Source organism: Nonomuraea sp. C10, from assembly GCF_008017515.1.
Taxonomy (GTDB): domain Bacteria; phylum Actinomycetota; class Actinomycetes; order Streptosporangiales; family Streptosporangiaceae; genus Nonomuraea; species Nonomuraea ferruginea.
The window spans coordinates 6,425,818-6,443,123 of record NZ_VPFF01000001.1 but is presented as its reverse complement, the minus strand read 5'-3'; the positions used below and the strand labels follow the sequence as shown (position 1 = coordinate 6,443,123).

At 70.4% G+C, this 17,306-nt stretch carries 13 protein-coding genes and 1 pseudogene; 7 read left to right on the top strand and 7 right to left on the bottom strand.

Features of this window, described 5'->3' with window-relative positions; genetic code table 11:
- Positions 1–28: 28 nt before the first annotated feature.
- Positions 29–1,792, bottom strand: a complete 1,764-nt coding sequence (locus tag FR742_RS29570) for a class I SAM-dependent DNA methyltransferase (RefSeq protein WP_148033971.1) — start codon at positions 1,790–1,792, stop codon at positions 29–31.
- A 75-nt stretch (positions 1,793–1,867) separates the two neighbouring features.
- On the opposite strand from FR742_RS29570, the gene FR742_RS29565 reads away from it, so the two are divergent.
- Complete coding sequence (locus FR742_RS29565; RefSeq protein ID WP_148033970.1) at positions 1,868–2,638, top strand: PP2C family serine/threonine-protein phosphatase; 771 nt, start codon at positions 1,868–1,870, stop codon at positions 2,636–2,638.
- 135 nt (positions 2,639–2,773) lie between these two features.
- A complete protein-coding gene (locus FR742_RS29560; RefSeq protein WP_315970651.1) occupies positions 2,774–3,592 on the top strand; it encodes a CHAP domain-containing protein in 819 nt (272 codons plus the stop codon).
- 3 nt (positions 3,593–3,595) lie between these two features.
- Here the strand turns inward: FR742_RS29560 and FR742_RS29555 are convergent, their stop codons facing one another.
- Entirely contained in the window at positions 3,596–4,639 is a 1,044-nt protein-coding gene (locus FR742_RS29555) for a glucose 1-dehydrogenase (RefSeq protein WP_148033968.1), read from the bottom strand.
- 87 nt (positions 4,640–4,726) lie between these two features.
- Here FR742_RS29555 and icmF point away from each other — a divergent pair, with 87 nt between their 5' ends.
- Complete coding sequence (gene icmF / locus FR742_RS29550; RefSeq protein WP_148033967.1) at positions 4,727–7,924, top strand: fused isobutyryl-CoA mutase/GTPase IcmF; 3,198 nt, start codon at positions 4,727–4,729, stop codon at positions 7,922–7,924.
- On the opposite strand, the gene FR742_RS29545 is transcribed toward icmF, so the two are convergent.
- Entirely contained in the window at positions 7,921–8,694 is a 774-nt protein-coding gene (locus FR742_RS29545; protein ID WP_148033966.1) for an SAM-dependent methyltransferase, read from the bottom strand. The genes icmF and FR742_RS29545 overlap by 4 nt on opposite strands.
- A gap of 121 nt (positions 8,695–8,815) precedes the next feature.
- On the opposite strand from FR742_RS29545, the gene FR742_RS29540 reads away from it, so the two are divergent.
- The gene (locus tag FR742_RS29540; RefSeq protein WP_148033965.1) at positions 8,816–9,565 is read left to right on the top strand and encodes a helical backbone metal receptor; all 750 of its coding nucleotides are present in this window, start codon (positions 8,816–8,818) and stop codon (positions 9,563–9,565) included.
- On the opposite strand, the gene FR742_RS29535 is transcribed toward FR742_RS29540, so the two are convergent.
- Genes FR742_RS29535 through FR742_RS29520 form a run of 4 tightly spaced genes read right to left on the bottom strand, consistent with a single transcriptional unit; the run spans position 9,558 to position 13,833 of the window.
- Complete coding sequence (locus FR742_RS29535) at positions 9,558–10,715, bottom strand: ROK family transcriptional regulator (RefSeq protein ID WP_148033964.1); 1,158 nt, start codon at positions 10,713–10,715, stop codon at positions 9,558–9,560. The genes FR742_RS29540 and FR742_RS29535 overlap by 8 nt on opposite strands.
- A 4-nt stretch (positions 10,716–10,719) precedes the next feature.
- Positions 10,720–11,565 (bottom strand): carbohydrate ABC transporter permease, encoded by an 846-nt coding sequence (locus FR742_RS29530; RefSeq protein ID WP_261808811.1) that lies wholly within the window; start codon positions 11,563–11,565, stop codon positions 10,720–10,722.
- Complete coding sequence (locus tag FR742_RS29525; protein WP_187281353.1) at positions 11,552–12,469, bottom strand: carbohydrate ABC transporter permease; 918 nt, start codon at positions 12,467–12,469, stop codon at positions 11,552–11,554. Before FR742_RS29525 ends, FR742_RS29530 begins: the two co-directional genes overlap by 14 nt.
- On the bottom strand, positions 12,466–13,833 hold the full coding sequence (locus FR742_RS29520) for an ABC transporter substrate-binding protein (RefSeq protein ID WP_148033963.1): 1,368 nt from the start codon (positions 13,831–13,833) through the stop codon (positions 12,466–12,468). The genes FR742_RS29525 and FR742_RS29520 overlap by 4 nt, the downstream gene beginning before the upstream one ends.
- Before the next feature lie 476 nt (positions 13,834–14,309).
- Here FR742_RS29520 and FR742_RS29515 point away from each other — a divergent pair, with 476 nt between their 5' ends.
- The 3 genes and pseudogenes from FR742_RS29515 to FR742_RS46615 form a co-directional block, all read left to right on the top strand.
- On the top strand, positions 14,310–15,344 hold the full coding sequence (locus tag FR742_RS29515; protein WP_148033962.1) for a zinc-binding dehydrogenase: 1,035 nt from the start codon (positions 14,310–14,312) through the stop codon (positions 15,342–15,344).
- Positions 15,341–16,126, top strand: coding sequence for a sugar phosphate isomerase/epimerase (locus tag FR742_RS29510; RefSeq protein WP_148033961.1), 786 nt, complete (start codon positions 15,341–15,343; stop codon positions 16,124–16,126). Before FR742_RS29515 ends, FR742_RS29510 begins: the two co-directional genes overlap by 4 nt.
- Positions 16,057–17,301, top strand: a pseudogene (locus tag FR742_RS46615) (MGH1-like glycoside hydrolase domain-containing protein); the annotation flags it as partial. The gene FR742_RS29510 and the pseudogene FR742_RS46615, both read left to right, overlap by 70 nt.
- Positions 17,302–17,306 lie beyond the last annotated feature (5 nt).

Below are 17,306 nucleotides of genomic sequence, written 5' to 3'. Positions count from 1 at the left end.
CGCGCCCTTCCGGGGAAAAACTACACCGTCAGGACTGTGGGTGCAGGTGGCCGTCGGTGAGCCCGTCGAGACCCAGCCGGATCAGCGTCTGGCCCAGCTCCGACGTCTCCCGCAGCGCGTCTTCGAGCACCGCGAGCTGCCGGAACGCCTCCCCGTACGGGCGCTGCTCCTTGAGCGAGAGCCGCGGCAGGCGGGTGCGCCGCACGTCGAACCTGCTGGAGCCGGTGGACGCGCGGCTCCCGGCCGCGCGCAGGAAGCCCGCCAGGAAGTCGGGGTCGAGCCTGCGGGCGTCGACGCGGTAGAGCGTCAGTTGCGGGCCGAGCACGCCGCCGCCGTCGGAGATCACCCGTACGGAGGAGTAGGAGGCGACCACGTCACCCGGCTGGATCGGGACCAGACCCCGCTGGCTGATGGTGCGGCCGGACGGGGGAGCCCCGGCGGACAGGTCGTCGGCGGTCAGCACCGGGAGGTCGCCGTCGCCGACGGCCATCCTGGGCGGGGCCTGCGAGACCGCCACCAGGCCCTCCTTGATCAGGTCGCCGACCGTGGTGGCGGGCTGGTCGAGCGGCTGCTCCAGCACCTTGAGGTCGGGCGGCGTGGTCGCGGCCGCCAGGAACCGGTCGCGGGTCTCGGCGAACGCCCGGCCCACGTTCTCCCGCCGCTGGTGGCGGGCCGGGGTCATGTCGACCTCGTCGGCCAGCAGGTCGATGATGCGTACGGTCTGGCCGGAGCCGTCGCGCAGGTAGGCGCGCCAGGCCGGCTCCACGACGGACGGGTCGGCGGCGGCGTCGAGGATCAGCACGTCGGACGGCGGCCGCTCGCCCGCGGCCGGGCGGCGCAGCAGCCACAGGTCGCAGCCGGGCAGGGCCACCACGGCACGCAGCGCACCGGCGCGCAGCAGGTTGGCGCGGATGCGCCGGCCTGCTTTGCGGCTCGCGGCGGCGGGCGGCATGAGGATCGCGACCAGGCCGCCCGGCTTGACGTGGGTCAGGCAGTGTTGCACCCAGGCCAGCTCGGGCTCGCCGCGCGGCGGCAGGCCGTACTCCCACCGGGGGTCGCCGACCAGATCCTCGTAACCCCAGGCGCGCTCGTTGAACGGCGGGTCGCAGACGACCGCGTCGGCCTTCTCGCCGGCGAACGCGTCGTGCCGCATGGCGTCGCCGGACGTGATCGTGGCGTCGGCGTCGCGCAGCCGCAGCCGCGAGGCCGCGATCGCGGCGGAGCTCTCGCTCAGCTCCTGCCCGAGCAGCCGCCGCGTCACCGCCCCGCCCCCGCCGGCGGCGTGGAGCAGGAGGGTGCCGACGCCGCAGGCGGGGTCGAGGACGGTGGGGGCGTCGCCGACGAGGGCGACCATCAGGCCGGCGAGGTCGTCGCGGGTGACGGAGAGCTGCCGGGAGTGGGCCTCCAGATAGCGCTCGACGAGGAACTCGTAGGCCGTCAGCGCCCCATGGCGCTCGGCCAGCTCCGACACCGGCTCCGCCTGCTCGGGCCCGAGGTCGCTGTCGCCCGAGGTCAGCAGGGCGCCGGCCTGGGCCACCACCTCGCCGAGTCGCAAATCTCCCGCGGTTTTCAGGCGTTGCCACGCACGGTCCGCCACCGACAACTGGTAGGACTTCCCGTAGCGGCGCAGCCACGCCTCCACTTGCGGCAGCGAGAAGAGGGGTTGATTGGCCGTGCCGCCTATGGGCAAGGGGAAGTCGTCGTGGCGGCGGCGCCAGTTGCTGACGGCGGCACGCCCGACACCGGCGAGCCGGGCGATGTCCCCGGCGTTCAGGGTCGGGTCGTGGCTCATGGGGCCACCATAGTTCAATGGAGTCTTCAGCGCATCTGCTTGTGAAGTCTTTCAACCAGTGATTTACTGCGGGGTATGAAGCACAACATCCGCTATGCCGCCGGATCAGATGTGGGCCGCCGCCGGGAGCAGAATGAGGATTCCGGATACGCGAGTGGCCGGTTGCTCGTGGTGGCTGACGGGATGGGCGGACACGCGGCCGGCGAGCTGGCGAGCGCGGCGGCGATCGCCGTCATGCGCGAGCTCGACGCCACGCTTCCCGAGACGGGGTGCGACCTGGAGTCGGCGCTCGACGGCGCGGTCCGCGAGGCCGGGCGCAGGCTTGTCGAGCTGGCCGAGATCGACCCCGCGCGCAGGGGCATGGGCACGACGGTGACCGCGATGTTGTTCGACGGCTTCCGGTTCTCGCTGGCCCACCTGGGTGATTCTCGCGGATACCTGCTTCGCGACGGCGCTCTTTACCAGATGACCAAGGACCACACGCTCGTCCAGTCGATGGTCGACGAGGGGCGCATCACCGAAGACCAGGCCGCGGTCCACCCGCGCCGCTCGATGGTGCTGCGCGTGCTGGGCAGTGAGGGCAGGGCTGACGCCGACCTGGCGCTGCGTGAGGCCGACCCCGACGATCGCTACCTCCTCTGCTCCGACGGGCTCACGACGGTGCTCGGGCCCGAGGTCCTGCACGAGGTGCTGACCACGGTGGCAGACCCGGCGGCGGCCGTCCAGCGGTTGATCGATCTGGCCAACGAGGGGGGCTCGCCCGACAACGTGACCGTCATCGTGGCCGACGTGGTCGCCCCAGGCGCGGGAGACGACCAGATCTACCGCGTGGGCGCGGGCGCGTAGCACCACCGGTCCCACCTGCCTCTGGTCTCACTTGCGCACCACAACCGAAATATCGGCTCATAGCTTGACACTTTCCGGGTGTCACGCGCACATCCGAGATGCCGCGATTACAGTCCATCGTGATCTGCCACGCCTCTGGGGGGAGTCGAGCTGGACCCGATCGCGGATAAGTTACTCAAAACGGTCCGAAAGGAACTCGGGTACCGGGAGAAGGACGGCCAGCACACCAAGTTCGGCCACTGGTACGCCGAGCGCGTCCAGGACCCCCAGTACAAGGACGCGCCGTGGTGTGACATGTTCATCGCCTGGGCCGCCGACAAGGCCGGCATCGGCGAGTACGTCGGCCAGTTCGCCTGGACACCGTCCCATGCCGTCTGGTTCATCGAGCAGGGCGCCTGGACGAAGAAGCCCGAACCCGGGGCACTGGTCTTCTTCGACTGGCGGGGCGGCAAGAGCTACAAGGGCGTCGACCACGTCGGCATCGTCGAACGGGTCGAAGACGGCAAGATCCACACCATCGAGGCGAACGTCGACCGCGTGTGGCTCAAGCGCAAGGTCCGCGACACCGACAAGGTCGTGGGCTACGGCCTGCCGCGGGTCGTCCAGGCCAACGCCGAGCGGACGGAGATGCGGGAGACCGAGCACCCGTTCCCGTTACGCGAGCGGGCCGACAAGCCCGGGAGCAACCCGCTCGACCTGATCGGCACGCCGGTGGCCCTGCTGCTCCTCATCGTGGTCACCACCGTGGTGATCGCCTTCCGCCTCGCGGGCCGTCGCCGCGGCCATCATCGTGGCGGTCCGTGGAACGAGCCATCGGCCCAGCCGGAGATCGAGCGGATCGGACCCCAGTACGTCATGCGGAGCCCGGTGCCCACCCAGCCCGGGCCGCCGCCGCGGGAGCCGGTGGCCGCGGGCGCGCCCCGTCGCCGCCGTCCCTACGACCCACAGCCCTGACCCTCAGGACTCCAGGGAGATGACGACCTTGACGTGGTCGCCCTTCTCGAAGGCCGCCTCGTACTCCTTCAGCGGGAGGCGGCGGGTGATGAGGGCGTCCAGCCAGGAACGGTCCGCTTCCTGAAGGGCCTTCGCGGCGTCCCGGTAGTGGCGCAGGTTGGCGTTGACGGTGCCGAAGACGACGTCGTTCTCCAGCACGATGTCGCGGTTGATCTGCCCCGCGTCCGCCCGCAGGTGCCGTCCGCCGCTGGAGACGCCGGTCAGGCAGACGATGCCGGCCGCCGCCGTGTTGAGCATGGACTCGAAGACGAGTGACGCGGAACCGGTCGCCTCGATGATGATGTCGGGCCGGTAGCCGCCGACCGCGTCCAGGCTGCTGCCCGAGTGGTAGGTGGCGCCCAGGCCGGTGACCAGCTCGGGCTTGAGCCCGCTCTCCGCCCGGTCCAGGACGTGCACCTCCAGCCCGCGCTGCTTGCTGAGCAGCGCCGCCAGCAGCCCGATGGGCCCGGCCCCGGTGACGAGCACCCTCTCCGGCTGGAACCAGGCCCGCGAGCCGATCCGCTCGATGTGCTCCCACGCCTTGGCCAGCACGGACGTGGGCTCGACCAGCACGCCGAGCACTCCCAGCGCCGGGTCCACCTTGACCGCGTAACCGGCCTCGACCGTCCACTGCTCGCTGCCGTAGCCGTCGCGTTCCTTGATGCCGCGCTCGGTGTACTCGCCGTTGCGGCACATGTCGAACTCGCCCCTGGCGCAGGCTCCGCAGGGCACCGGGTCGGGCCGGCGCACCACGCCCACCACCAGGTCGCCGGGGGAGAACGCGGACCCCTCCGGCGCCTCCAGCACCCGCCCCAGCGACTCGTGCCCGAGGATCATCGGCTCGTCTCCCGGGAAGCCGTACTCGCCCGAGACGAGCTCTCTGTCGGTCCCGCAGATGCCCAGCGCCAGGCCCTGGACAAGCAGCTCGCCCGGCTTCGGCCGGGGATCGGGAACCTCCGTGACGCCGAGCGTGCCCTGCTTGCCCGGCACCAAAGTCATCGCACGCATGAGGCACCCCTACCCAGGGAAGCCTGGGAAATAGTAGGACGTCCTAGTATCTTCATGACAGGGCCACTGACGAAGGAGTGAGCAGGCGTGCATGTACCCGTGCATCCCGTACGTTTCGTGACGGCGGCGGCGTTGTTCGACGGTCACGACGCGGCGATCAACATCATGCGGCGCATCCTCCAGACCCAGGGGGCCGAGGTCATCCATCTCGGGCACAACCGCTCGGTGGAGGAGATCGTCGACGCCGCGATCCAGGAGGACGTCCAGGGCGTGGCGATCAGCTCCTACCAGGGCGGCCACGTGGAGTTCTTCACCTACCTGGTGGACCTGCTGCGCGAGCGCGGCGCGGACCACATCAGGGTGTACGGGGGCGGCGGCGGGGTGATCGTGCCCGAGGAGATCGAGCTGCTCCACTCCCGGGGCGTCGCGCGGGTCTTCTCGCCCGAGGACGGCCAGCGGCTGGGCCTGCCCGGGATGATCAACAAGTTGGTCGAGGAGTGCGACGTCGAGCTGGAGGGCGTGCCCTCGGTGGAGGCCGTGGTCTCCGGCGACCAGGCGGCCCTGGCCCGCGCGATCACCCTCATCGAGTCGGGACGGGCCCCGGCGGAGCTGGTCGAAGGGCTGCGCGCGGCCCGCAGGAACGCCCCGGTGCTGGGCATCACGGGCACCGGCGGGTCGGGCAAGTCCTCGCTCACCGACGAGCTGGTCCGCCGGTTCCGGGTGGACAACGACGACAAGCTGCGCATCGCGGTCATCGCCATCGACCCGACGCGCAGGCGGGGCGGCGGCGCGCTGCTCGGCGACCGGATCAGGATGAACAGCCTGAGCCCGCAGACCTACTTCCGCTCGCTCGCCACCAGAGGCGCGCCCAGCGAGGTGCCGGCCTGCCTGGACGACGTGATCACCGCCTGCCGGGCCGCCGGGCACGACCTGGTCGTGGTCGAGACGCCCGGCATCGGGCAGGGCGACGCCGGCATCGTGCCGCACGTGGACGTGCCGATCTACGTGATGACGCCGGAGTTCGGCGCCGCCTCCCAGCTGGAGAAGATCGACATGCTCGACTTCGCCGAGGCCGTGGTGATCAACAAGTTCGAGCGGCGCGGGGCGGAGGACGCGCTGCGCGACGTGCGCCGCCAGATGGTGCGCAACCGGGAGGCGTTCGGCGTCAGGCCCGAGGACATGCCGGTGTTCGGCACGATCGCGGCCCGCTACAACGACGCCGGCGTCACCGCCCTCTACCACCACCTCAAGGACCTGCTGGCGGAGAAGGGCCTGCAGGCGGGCCCCGGCCTGCTGGCGCCCGTCCAGGGCCGTACCTCGCAAGCGTCCGCGGCCATCGTGCCGCCGTCGCGGGTGCGCTACCTGGCCGAGATCGCCGAGAGCGTGCGCGCGTATCACGAGGAGACCCGCGCACAGGCCGAGGTGGCGCGCCGCCGCCAGCAGTTGGAGGCGGTGCGGGCGCTGCTCGGCGAGGACGACGAGCGGCTGGCGAGGCTGAGCGAGCAGGCTGAGCGCGAGCTGACCGAGGAGAGCCGGGCGCTGCTGGACGACTGGCCCGGCACCAGAGCCCGCTACAGCGCGGACGAGCTGGTCGTACGGGTGCGCGACCGGGAGATCCACACCCCGCTCTGGCGCGAGACCCTGTCCGGCAACCGCGTCCCCCGGGTCGCGCTGCCCCGCTTCGAGGACCACGGCGAGCTGCTGCGCTGGCTGCGCGCCGAGAACCTGCCGGGCCGGTTCCCGTTCACCGCGGGCGTGTTCCCGTTCAAGCGGGACGACGAGGACCCGACGCGGATGTTCGCCGGCGAGGGCGACCCGTTCCGCACCAACCGGCGCTTCAAGCTGCTGTCGGAGGGCCAGCCGGCGACCCGGCTGTCGACCGCGTTCGACTCGGTGACGCTGTACGGGAACGACCCGGACCTCCGGCCCGACATTTACGGAAAAGTCGGGACGTCGGGGGTGTCGATCGCGACGCTCGACGACATGAAGGTCCTGTACGACGGCTTCGACCTGTCGTCACCCAGCACGTCCGTGTCGATGACCATCAACGGCCCCGCGCCGACGATCCTGGCCTTCTTCCTCAACACCGCCGTCGACCAGGCGCTCGACCGCTTCCGCGAGGAGCACGGCCGCGAGCCGTCGGCGGAGGAGGCGGGCGAGCTCCGCGCCCGCACGCTGGCCACCGTGCGCGGCACCGTGCAGGCCGACATCCTCAAGGAGGACCAGGGCCAGAACACCTGCATCTTCTCCACCGAGTTCAGCCTGCGGATGATGGCCGACATCCAGGAATGGTTCATCCGCAACCGGGTCCGCAACTTCTACTCGGTGTCGATCTCCGGCTACCACATCGCCGAGGCCGGCGCCAACCCGATCAGCCAGCTCGCCTTCACCCTGGCCAACGGCTTCACCTACGTGGAGGCGTACCTGGCGAGGGGCATGGACGTGGACGACTTCGCGCCCAACCTGTCGTTCTTCTTCTCCAACGGCATGGACCCCGAGTACAGCGTGCTCGGCCGGGTGGCCCGGCGCATCTGGGCGGTCGCCATGCGGGAGAGGTACGGCGCGGGGGAGCGGTCGCAGAAGCTCAAGTACCACATCCAGACCTCCGGCCGGTCGCTGCACGCGCAGGAGATGAACTTCAACGACATCCGCACCACCCTGCAGGCCCTGATCGCCGTCTACGACCACTGCAACAGCCTGCACACCAACGCCTTCGACGAGGCCGTCACCACCCCGTCGGCCGACTCGGTGCGCCGGGCGATGGCGATCCAGCTCATCATCAACCGCGAGTGGGGCCTGGCGCGCAACGAGAACCCGCTGCAGGGCTCGTTCGTCATCGACGAGCTGACCGACCTGGTGGAGGAGGCGGTGCTGAGCGAGTTCGAGCGGCTGTCCGACCGGGGCGGCGTGCTCGGCGCGATGGAGACCGGCTACCAGCGCGGCAAGATCCAGGACGAGTCGATGCTGTACGAGACGCGCAAGCACGACGGGTCACTGCCGATCATCGGGGTCAACACGTTCCGCAACGGCGACGACCACGTCCCGCACAAGCTGGAGCTGGCCCGGGGGACCGAGGAGGAGAAGCGCTCGCAGCTGGATCGGCTGACCGCCTTTCAGGAGCGGCACCGCGACGAGGCCCCGGCGGCGCTGGCCCGGCTGCGCGAGGTGGCGATGTCCGACGGCAACGCCTTCGAGGTGCTCATGGACGCGGCCCGCGTGTGCACGCTGGGCCAGATCACCGAGGCGCTCTTCGAGGCGGGCGGGCAGTACCGCCGCAACGTCTAGTTCCTGCGGGCGACGCCGCACAGGCCCAGCGAGGAGGAGGGGTCGTCGACGAAGTCGATGGTGTCCTCCTCGGTGGGCCGCCATTCCGGCAGCCACACGAGCCCGGGTTCCAGCAGCTCGAAACCCTCGAACAGGGCCGCGATGCCGGCGCGGTCGCGCAGCACGAGCGGCGAGGTGGCCCGGCTGTAGACCTCGGTGCCCTCCTCGACGGCGTCAGGCCGGGAGTCGCTGGTGCCGTGGCTCAGGACCAGGTAGCTGCCCGGGGCCATCGCGTCGCGCAGCGTACGGATGATCTCGCGCGGGTTCTCGGACTCCTGGACGAAGTGCATGATCGCGACCAGCAGGACGGCGACGGGCTCACGGAAGTCGATGATCCTCCGTACCTCCGGGTGGTCGAGGATCTCCTTGGGATTGCGCACGTCGCCCTGGACGGCGGCGTTGTCCTGGCCGTCGAGCATCATCCTGGCGTGCACCAGGACCACCGGGTCCAGATCGACGTAGACCACCCTGGAGCCGTCGGCCACCTCGTGCACGGCTCCCTGGCTGGGCAGGCCCGTGCCGATGTCGAGAAACTGCCGGACGCCCAGATCGGTCAGGTGGCGTACGGCCCTGCCGAGGAACGCCCGGTTGGCCCGCGCGGCCAGCTTCGCCTCGGGCACGATGCGGAGGATCTGCTCGGCCGCCTCCCGGTCAGCCGGGAAATGGTCTTTTCCGCCCAGGTAGTAGTCGTACATCCGGGCGACGTTGGGCGTGTTCGGATCGAACTCCATGGACGCTGACTCCAACCGGCTGCCCCCCAGGTCCGGAGATGAGAATATCTTTCCAAGATTCTATGCGCCAGTAATGTGATTTGTGGGGAAGATGTCTGGTTTCAAAAGCGAGAATTCCGCCTTGCGAGACGACACCGGAGTTCCCGTCCAGATACCGGAGACGGTTTCCGGCATCGTCTCCCTCGTGCCGTCGCTGACCGAGTCGGTGGCCGCCACCCTGCCCGGCGCCCTGACCGGCGCCACCGACTGGTGCACGCACCCGGCGGACCTGGACGTGACCAGGGTCGGGGGCACCAAGAACCCGGACCTGGAGGCCATCCGGCGGCTGCGCCCCGACGTCGTGCTGGCCAACGCCGAGGAGAACCGCGCCCCCGACATCGAGGCGCTGCGCGCGGCCGGCGTGCCCGTCTGGGTGACCAGGATCGAGACCCTCGACCAGGCCTTCACCTCGCTGGCCCGCATGTTCACCGGCGCCTGCCGCACAGCCGTCCCCGCCTGGCTGGCCGAGGCCGGGGAGGTCTGGCGCGAGCCGTACCGAGGCCCGCGGCGCACGGCGGTCATCCCGATCTGGCGCCGCCCCTGGATGGTCGTCGGCCGCGACACCTTCACCGGCGACGTGCTGGCCCGGCTCGGGGTGCGCAACCTGTACGCGGACCACCCCGAGCGCTATCCCAGGATCCCGCTCCCCGAGCTCGCCGGGGCCGGCCCCGACCTGGTGGTGCTGCCGGACGAGCCGTACGCCTTCAGCGACACCGACGGCCCCGAGTCGTTCCCCGGCCTGCGCTGCGTGCCGGTCAGCGGCCGGCTGCTCACCTGGTACGGGCCCTCGCTCACGGAGGCCAGGGCGGAGCTGGAGCGGGCGCTCAGGTGACGGCGCCGGACCGCGCGGCCAGCGCGGCGTCCACGGCCCGCGGCGACAGCACGTGCTCCATGACGATCACCGCGGTGCCCACGATGCCCGCCCGGTGGCCCAGCGAGCTGGTGACGATGTCCAGGTTGCGGGTCGTGTACGGCAGGCTCCTGCGGTAGACGCTCTCCCTGATGCCCGTCAGGTAGTGTTCGCCGGTCTCGGCCATGTCGCCGGCCAGCACCAGCACGCCGGGGTTCAGCAGGCTGACCGCGGTGGCCAGCACGACGCCCAGCGTCCGCCCGCCCTCCTGGACGCGCGCGATGGCCGCAGGGTCGCCGCTGTGGACCAGCCGCACCACGTCACGGCTGGTGTCGCGGCCCAGGTCGGTGGCGATGGCGTGGCCGCTGGCCAGCGAGGCCACGCAGCCGCGCGAGCCGCACGTGCACACCCGGTCGTCGGACTCCGACAGCCGGACGTGGCCCAGGTTGCCGGCCGCCTCCTCGACGCCCCGGTAGACCCGGCCGTCCAGCACGATGCCGGTGCCGATCCCGGTGGACACCTTGACCAGGACGAGCGACGCGCAGCCGCGCCAGGACGACCACCACTCGCCCAGCGCCATCGCGTTGGCGTCGTTCTCCACCAGGACAGGCACCTCGAACTCCGCCCGCAGCGCCTCACTGATCGGATGGTCGTCCCAGCCGGGCATCAGGAACGACCTGATCATCCGCCCCGAGGCGTGGTCGACCGAGCCGGGCAGGTTGAGCCCGATGCCGCAGACCTGGCCGGCGGGGCGGCCGGTGCGGTCGAGCAGCCGCCGGAACGCCTGCCGCACCCACGTGAGCACCGCCTCCGGACCCCGCGCGATGCGCATCTCGATGTGCTCCTCGGCCATCGGCCGGGCCGCGAGGTCGGTCAGCGCGACCCGGGCGTGACTGGCGCCAAGGTCGGCCACCAGCGCCAGCCGGCTGGTGGCGTCGATGTCGAGCACCGAGGGCGGCCGCCCGCCCCCGGAGGTCGCGACGCCGGACTCGTGGATGTATCCGGCCTCGATCAGCCGGTCGACCCGGTCGGTGACGGTCGACCGGGACAGGCCGGTGACCTCGATCAGTTCCTTACGGGTGCGGCAGGTGCGGTCGCGGATGAGCTGGAGGACCTGCCCCGCCGTCAGCATGGGTCTATCCTTTCTCCGCTCCCGCCGTGAGCCCTTCCGTCAGGAGCCTCTCACTGGCGAAGAAAATGATCACGATGGGCAGTGTCAGAACCACCGATCCTGCCATGAGCACCGTCGTCGGGATCTCGATACTGCCCGCAAGCTGTGAGAGCCCGAGTGAGACGGTCCAGCTGTCCCGCTTCTCCACCAGGAAGAGCAGGGCGAACAGGAACTCGTTCCAGGCGATCATGAACACGTAGAGGCCGGTCGCCATGAGCGCGGGCTTGGACAGCGGCAGCACCACCCGCCAGATGGTCGACAGGCGGCCGCAGCCGTCGATCGCGGCCGCCTCCTCCACGCTCTGCGGCACGGTCTCGAAGTAGTTGCGCAGCATGTATACCGTGACGGGCACGGTCTGCGCGATGTAAACCAGGATCAGGCCGACGAGCGAGCCCCGCAGCCCGAGCATGGTGAACAGCACGAACAGCGGAATCGCCAGCACGATGGCCGGGAAAAGATAGACCGCCAGAAACAGGAAATGCACCTGGCGGCGCCCGAAGAACTCCAGCCGGGCCACCGCGTACGCGCCGGGAATTGAGATCAGCAGGGTCACCGCCACCGACGCGACGGCGACGATCGCGCTGTTGCGCATGAAGGTCAGGAACCCCTGCCGGTCCAGGACGTCCGCGTACGTGTCGAAGGTGAAGCTCCGCGGCCAGAGCGAGCCGGGCTCCAGGATCAGCTCCTGGATGTCCCGGAACGACAGCATGACCATGTAGTAGAAGGGGAACGCGGTGGCCAGGAAGAGCACCGCGATGACTACGGGCCGCAGCACCCTGAACAGCGCCCGCTCGAACCTATCCCTGCTCACCGCGTTCACCTCCGCCGAAGAACCTGAGATAGACCACGAGGAACACGACCAGCACGACCGCGAGCACGATCGCCTGGGCGGCCGAGGCGCCGATGTCGTCGCGGGCGGTCAGGAAGTTGTAGACCCGCACGCTGACCACCTCGGTGCCGGCGCCGCCGCCGGTCAGCAGGTAGACGTCGTCGAACTTGGTGAACGTGAACACGAACCGCAGCACCGACAGCAGCGCGATGATCCGCCACAGCTGGGGAAGGATCACGTAGCGGAAGCGCTGGGTCGGCGTGGCCCCGTCGACCACCGCCGCCTCCTCCAGCTCCGACGGCAGCGCCTGGATCCTGGCCAGGATGAACAGGAAGGCGAACGGGAAGTAGCGCCACGCCTCGAAGGCGATCACCGTGAGCAGCGCCACCGGCACCTCGACGCCCAGGAAGGTGCCCCGGGCCTGGGTGAGGAAGGCGATCGGCTCCTCCAGCCAGGTGTTGACGATCCCGTACTGCGGGTTGAGCATCGTCTCCCACAGGAACGCCACCGCCACGACCGGCGCCACGTACGGGATCAGGATCGAGGCCCGCACCACCGTGCGGCCCCTGAACCGGCCGCGCAGCGCCAGCGCCGCGACCAGCCCGATCACGATCGACAGCGCCGTGCCCGCCACCGTGTAGACGAGCGTGTTGACCAGGGCCGACCAGAACCCCGGCTCGGCGAGCACGTACGCGAAGTTGTCCAGCGAGTAGTCGCCGAAGAGCCCGGACTGGCGGATGTTGATCAGCCGGACGTCCTGGAACGCCAGCATGATCGCCCACAGCAGCGGCACGACCACCACGACCAGCGTGATGACCAGGGTGGGCGAGATGAGCGCCAGCCCGGCCCTGCCCTCCTGCTCCGGCAGGGTGCGCCCGCGCCTCACTCGCGGATCCCGCGCTTGATGGTCTCGACCTCCCGTGCGGCCTGGGCGGCGGCCTGCTGAGGAGTGATCGATCCGGCCACGACCGCGCTCAGCGCGGTGGGCACGGGCAGCTCGCCCATCACGGCGCCGACCAGCTTGCCCTGGCCCTGCGGGATGCCCCACCGGTCGAACGTCTCGGGGCTGGTGCGCAGCGCTTCGAGCACCTCGGGCGGGTAGATGTCGCCCAGCGGCTTCTTGGTGTCGACGCCGGCCTCCAGCGCCTCCCACTTCTCCGCGTAGCCCTGACGGGTGGGGAACTTGCCCTCCGGCGCCATCCCGAGCCACCGCTCGTAGCCCTCGTTCATCATGTACGAGACGAACCTGCTCGACGGGTCCGTCTTGGCGTCACGCATGATCGCCCACGAGACGATCTCGCCGTACTGCGCGGGCGCGCTCCCGTCGGGCCCCTTCAGCGCGGTCACGACGCCGGTGTTCTCGGCCAGCCACTCGGGGTTCTCCCGGCACTGCTCGCAGCTCGGCAGCGCGTCCTTGCGCAGCCCCGCCAGCTCGTCGAGGATGAACGACGACCAGATGGTCATGGCCGCCTTGCCGGAGAAGTAGGTGGCCCTGGTGGAGTCGACGTCCTGGGTGCCCTTGACCGAGTAGTTCTTCGCCAGGTTCGTGTAGAACTCGAAGGCCTTCACGCACTGCGGCGAGCCGAGCGTGACCTTCCCCGCGTCGTCCACCAGCTCGCAGCCGTTGGCCAGTGCCACGTGCTCGAAGCTCTGCGCGGTGAAGGAGTCCTTCGGCGCCACGGCGAGCGTGATGCCCGCGACGCCGCCGGTGTTCAGCTTGGCCGCGGCCGCCTCCAGCGCCTCGTAGGTGTCGGGCGGTCGCAGGCCGGCCTTCTCGAACAGGTCCTTGCGGTAGAGGATGAGCTGGGCCCAGCCGTCGCTGGGCACCGCGAGCAGCTTGCCGTCGCCGGTGTCGAGCTCCAGCGCGCGGGCCGAGAACGTGTCGCGGCCGAGCTGGTCGACGATCTTGCCAGGGGTCTCGGTGTCGAGGAGGTCGTTGGCCTCCAGTTCGCGGACGGACGCCAGGGGCAGCGCCCCGATCACGTCGGGCAGGTCGCCCGCCGCCGCGGCCGAGGTGACGACCTGGCTGAACTGGTCCTCGGCGATGCCCACGAGCTCGACCTGGATGCCGGTCCGCTGGGTGAACTCCTTGACGATCTGTTGTTGCACGGCCATCCGGTCCTCGAGGTTCTCCTCGGTCCAGACCGTGATCCGGTTGCCGGCTTCCTGTTCGTTGCCGCCGCCGCAGGCCGCCAGGCAGGTCGCCGACAGCAACGCGACGGAGAGGACGGCGGTTACCTTCTTCGGCATGACGCGCTCCTCTGGATGGGGATATGCGGCCACTTACCCTCTGATCAGGTCGCGCAACGCAGCGGAGGCGTTTCCGCACCTCCCGCCGCACCGGGCGCTGACCACGACCGTCCCTTCCGCCGCCCGCGGTTGGTACTCACGGCCCGGCGAACCGTAAAGGGAGGGTCTGCGCAGGGCGAAATTCTCGTATCCGTCAGACGCGGCAGACGACGCCGAAAGGATCAATCTGATCGGATTTCGGTCATCGAGGCGAAGTGGTTCCGGCTGGTACCAGCGGCCGGGACCCTCTCTGGAGCTGCTCTGCCGCAAATAGCGGGTAAGGTCGCTTTCCAGAACTCGATGTCTGAAACCCCTTTTTGCTGAAGTTTCTCGTACGGAAGTCGTAGACTTTAGAGTGATCCGCCCCCGACTACGGTGTGCGGAGCAGTACTAATCCCGTGACTTTTGATTGATCAATAAGCGTAAGTTGTTGGGGAATGCGCGTCATCACCTTCGAAGAACCGGGCCAGGTCTCCGTCAGCCTGGAACCGCCCGCCGAGCTCGTCCCGGGCAGCGTACGCGTCCGTACGATGTACTCAGGTGTCTCCGCGGGCACCGAGCTCACCGCCTACCGCGGCACCAACCCCTATCTCAACCGCAGGTGGGATGTCGAGCGACGCCTCTTCCTCGATGGGCGGACGCACGCCTACCCGCTGACCGGCTGGGGCTACCAGGAGGTCGGCGAGGTGGTGGAGGCGGCGCCCGACGTCGCTGAGCCCGCCGTCGGCAGCGTCGTCTGGGGCATCTGGGGCCACCGCGCCGAGGCCGTCGTGCCGGCCGCCCGGCTGGCCGGCCACGTCCTGCCGCCCGGCGCGACCCCGCTGCACGCGGTCTTCGCCCGGGTCGGCGCGATCGCGCTCAACGCCGTGCACGCCGCCGACATCCACCTCGGCGACCAGGTCGCCGTCTTCGGACAGGGTGTCATCGGCCTGCTCGCCACCCGGCTGGCCGTGCTCAGCGGGGCCCGCGTGGTGGCGGCCGACGCCATCCCGGCCCGCCTGGAGCTGGCCAGGCAGTTCGGCGCGGCCGAGACCTTCGACGTGAACGCGGGCTCGGTCGCCGAGTTCATCCGCAAGCGGATCGAGGGCGCCGACACCGCGATCGAGCTCAGCGGCAGCCACCTCGGCCTCCAGGAGGCCATCCGCACCGTGCGCCGGGGCGGCCGGGTCGTCGCCGCCGGCTTCTACCAGGGCGACGGGCTCGGGCTCCGGCTGGGCGAGGAGTTCCACCACAACCAGGTGCAGCTCATCTCCTCCCAGATCGGCGGCGTCGCCTCCTGGCTGTCCCACCGCTGGGACGTCGAAAGGCTCCAGCGGACGTTCATGGAGGTCGTGCACCGGGGCGAGCTCGACGTCAGCGGCCTGGTCACCCATCTGGTGCCCGTGGACGAGGCGCCCGCGGCCTTCGACCTGATCGACAAGCACCAGTCCGAGGTGCTCCAGCTCGTCTTCACCTTCGAGGAGTCACAGTGAAGCTCGCCGCCCAGGAGCAGCTCCTGCCGGGCCGGTCCCTGCAGGAGAAGTTCGCGTTCGCCGTCGAATCCGGGTTCGACGCCATCGAGCTTCGGGGCAAGGGCGACTTCCACTTCGCGGGCCGGCTCACCGAGCTGAAGCGCGCGCTCGCCGACGGCGTGGTCATGCCGACCGTGTGCGTCGACATGCCGCACTTCATCGGCGACTTCGACCCGGCCAAGCGCAAGGACGCCATCCAGCAGCTGCGCTCCCAGCTGACGGTCATCGGCGAGCTGGGCGGCGTCGGCGTCATGACCCCCGCCTCCTGGGGCCAGTTCTCGCTCCGGCTGCCCCCGTTCACGCCCCCGCGCAGCGCGGCCGACGACCGCGAGGTGCTCGCCGAGGCGCTGGGCATCCTGGGCGAGCACGCCCAGCGCAACGGCGTGCTGATCATGCTGGAGCCCCTCAACCGGTACGAGAACCACATGGTCAACACCCTGGCCGAGGCCGTCTCGTACTGCGCCATGGACTCGATCAGGGTCGTCGGCGACACGTACCACATGAACATCGAGGAGGACGACCCCTGCCGCTCCCTGGTGGAGGCCGCCCCCTACCTCGCGCACATGCAGATCAGCGAGTCCAACCGCAACCAGCCGGGCACCGGTCACCTCGACTGGGGCGCCCAGCTGGCCGCCCTCGACGCTGTCGGCTACGACGGCTACCTCGCGCTCGAATGCCGCCTGCGCGGCGAGCCCGAGATCGTCCTCCCCCAGACAGCGGCCTTCATCAGGAAGTTCCTATGATCCTCCGCGACGCGCTGCGCGTCCTGATCGACAACTGGGACGGCAGCCACACCGTCCCCTCCCGCACGCTCTACCCCCACCAGTGGAGCTGGGACTCCGCCTTCATCGCCATCGGCCACGCCCGCTGGTCGCCCCGGCGGGCCAGGACCGAGCTGCTCAGCCTGTTCGGCGCCCAGTGGCACGACGGCAGGGTGCCGCACATCGTGTTCAACCCGGCGGTGCCCGAAGGCGCCTACTTCCCCGGTCCCGGGTTCTGGGACGCGCGCTCCCCGTCCGGCTGGACCACCTCCGGCATCGTGCAGCCGCCCGTGCACGCGCTGGCCGCCTGGCGGGTCCACCTGGCCGAGCCCGACCCCGCCTTCCTCGCCAGGATCTACCCCAGGCTGGTGGCGCAGCAGGAGTTCCTGCGCGCGCAGCGGCGCGGGCCCGACGGGCTCGTCTCGATCGTGCACCCCTGGGAGTCGGGCATGGACAACAGCCCGTCCTGGGACCTGCCGCTGACCGCGGTGGAGCCGGTGCCCGACGGCGTGGCCCGCCGCGACCTGTGCCACATCGACCCGGCCGAGCGGCCCACGGACCGCGACTACGAGCGCTACATCGCGCTCGCCCGCGCCTACCGCGACACCGGCTACAGCCGCGCCTGCGCCTTCCAGGTCGAGGACCCGCTGTTCAACGCCGCGTACGGGATCGCCGAGTCGACCCTGGCCGAGATCGCGCGGGTGATCGGCCGTGATCCCGCCCCGCACCGCGCCGAGGCCGAGGCGGTCACCGCCGCCATGGTCGAGCACCTCTACCAGGACGGCCTGTTCCACTCCCGTGACGCCATCACCGGCTGCCTGATCCGCTCCGGCAGCGCCGCCGGTCTGGTGCCGCTCATCCTGCCGGGCCTGCCCCGCGACGTCGCGAACGCGCTGATCGGCACCGGCCTGGACCTGTTCGGCCTCAAGGACGGCGTGCTGCCGAGCTACTCCCCGGCCGCCCCCGGGTTCGACCCGGTGCGCTACTGGCGCGGCCCGAGCTGGATCAACGTGTCGTGGCTGGTCTGGCAGGGGCTCAAGGCCCGCCGCCCCGACCTGGCCGGCGCGCTGGCCGACGGCATGATCGGCGCGGTGGGCCGGTCCGGCTTCCGCGAGTACTTCCACCCCTTCACGCTGGAGGGGCACGGGTCCGGCGACTTCAG

Coding starts and splice junctions, on each gene's coding strand:
- FR742_RS29535 (WP_148033964.1), bottom strand. CDS start 10,715: ATGCTGACGGCGGGGCAGGTCCTCCAGCTCATCCGCGACCGCACCTGC.
- FR742_RS29515 (WP_148033962.1), top strand. CDS start 14,310: ATGCGCGTCATCACCTTCGAAGAACCGGGCCAGGTCTCCGTCAGCCTG.
- FR742_RS29565 (WP_148033970.1), top strand. CDS start 1,868: ATGAAGCACAACATCCGCTATGCCGCCGGATCAGATGTGGGCCGCCGC.
- FR742_RS29555 (WP_148033968.1), bottom strand. CDS start 4,639: ATGCGTGCGATGACTTTGGTGCCGGGCAAGCAGGGCACGCTCGGCGTC.
- FR742_RS29570 (WP_148033971.1), bottom strand. CDS start 1,792: ATGAGCCACGACCCGACCCTGAACGCCGGGGACATCGCCCGGCTCGCC.
- FR742_RS29545 (WP_148033966.1), bottom strand. CDS start 8,694: ATGGAGTTCGATCCGAACACGCCCAACGTCGCCCGGATGTACGACTAC.
- FR742_RS29520 (WP_148033963.1), bottom strand. CDS start 13,833: ATGCCGAAGAAGGTAACCGCCGTCCTCTCCGTCGCGTTGCTGTCGGCG.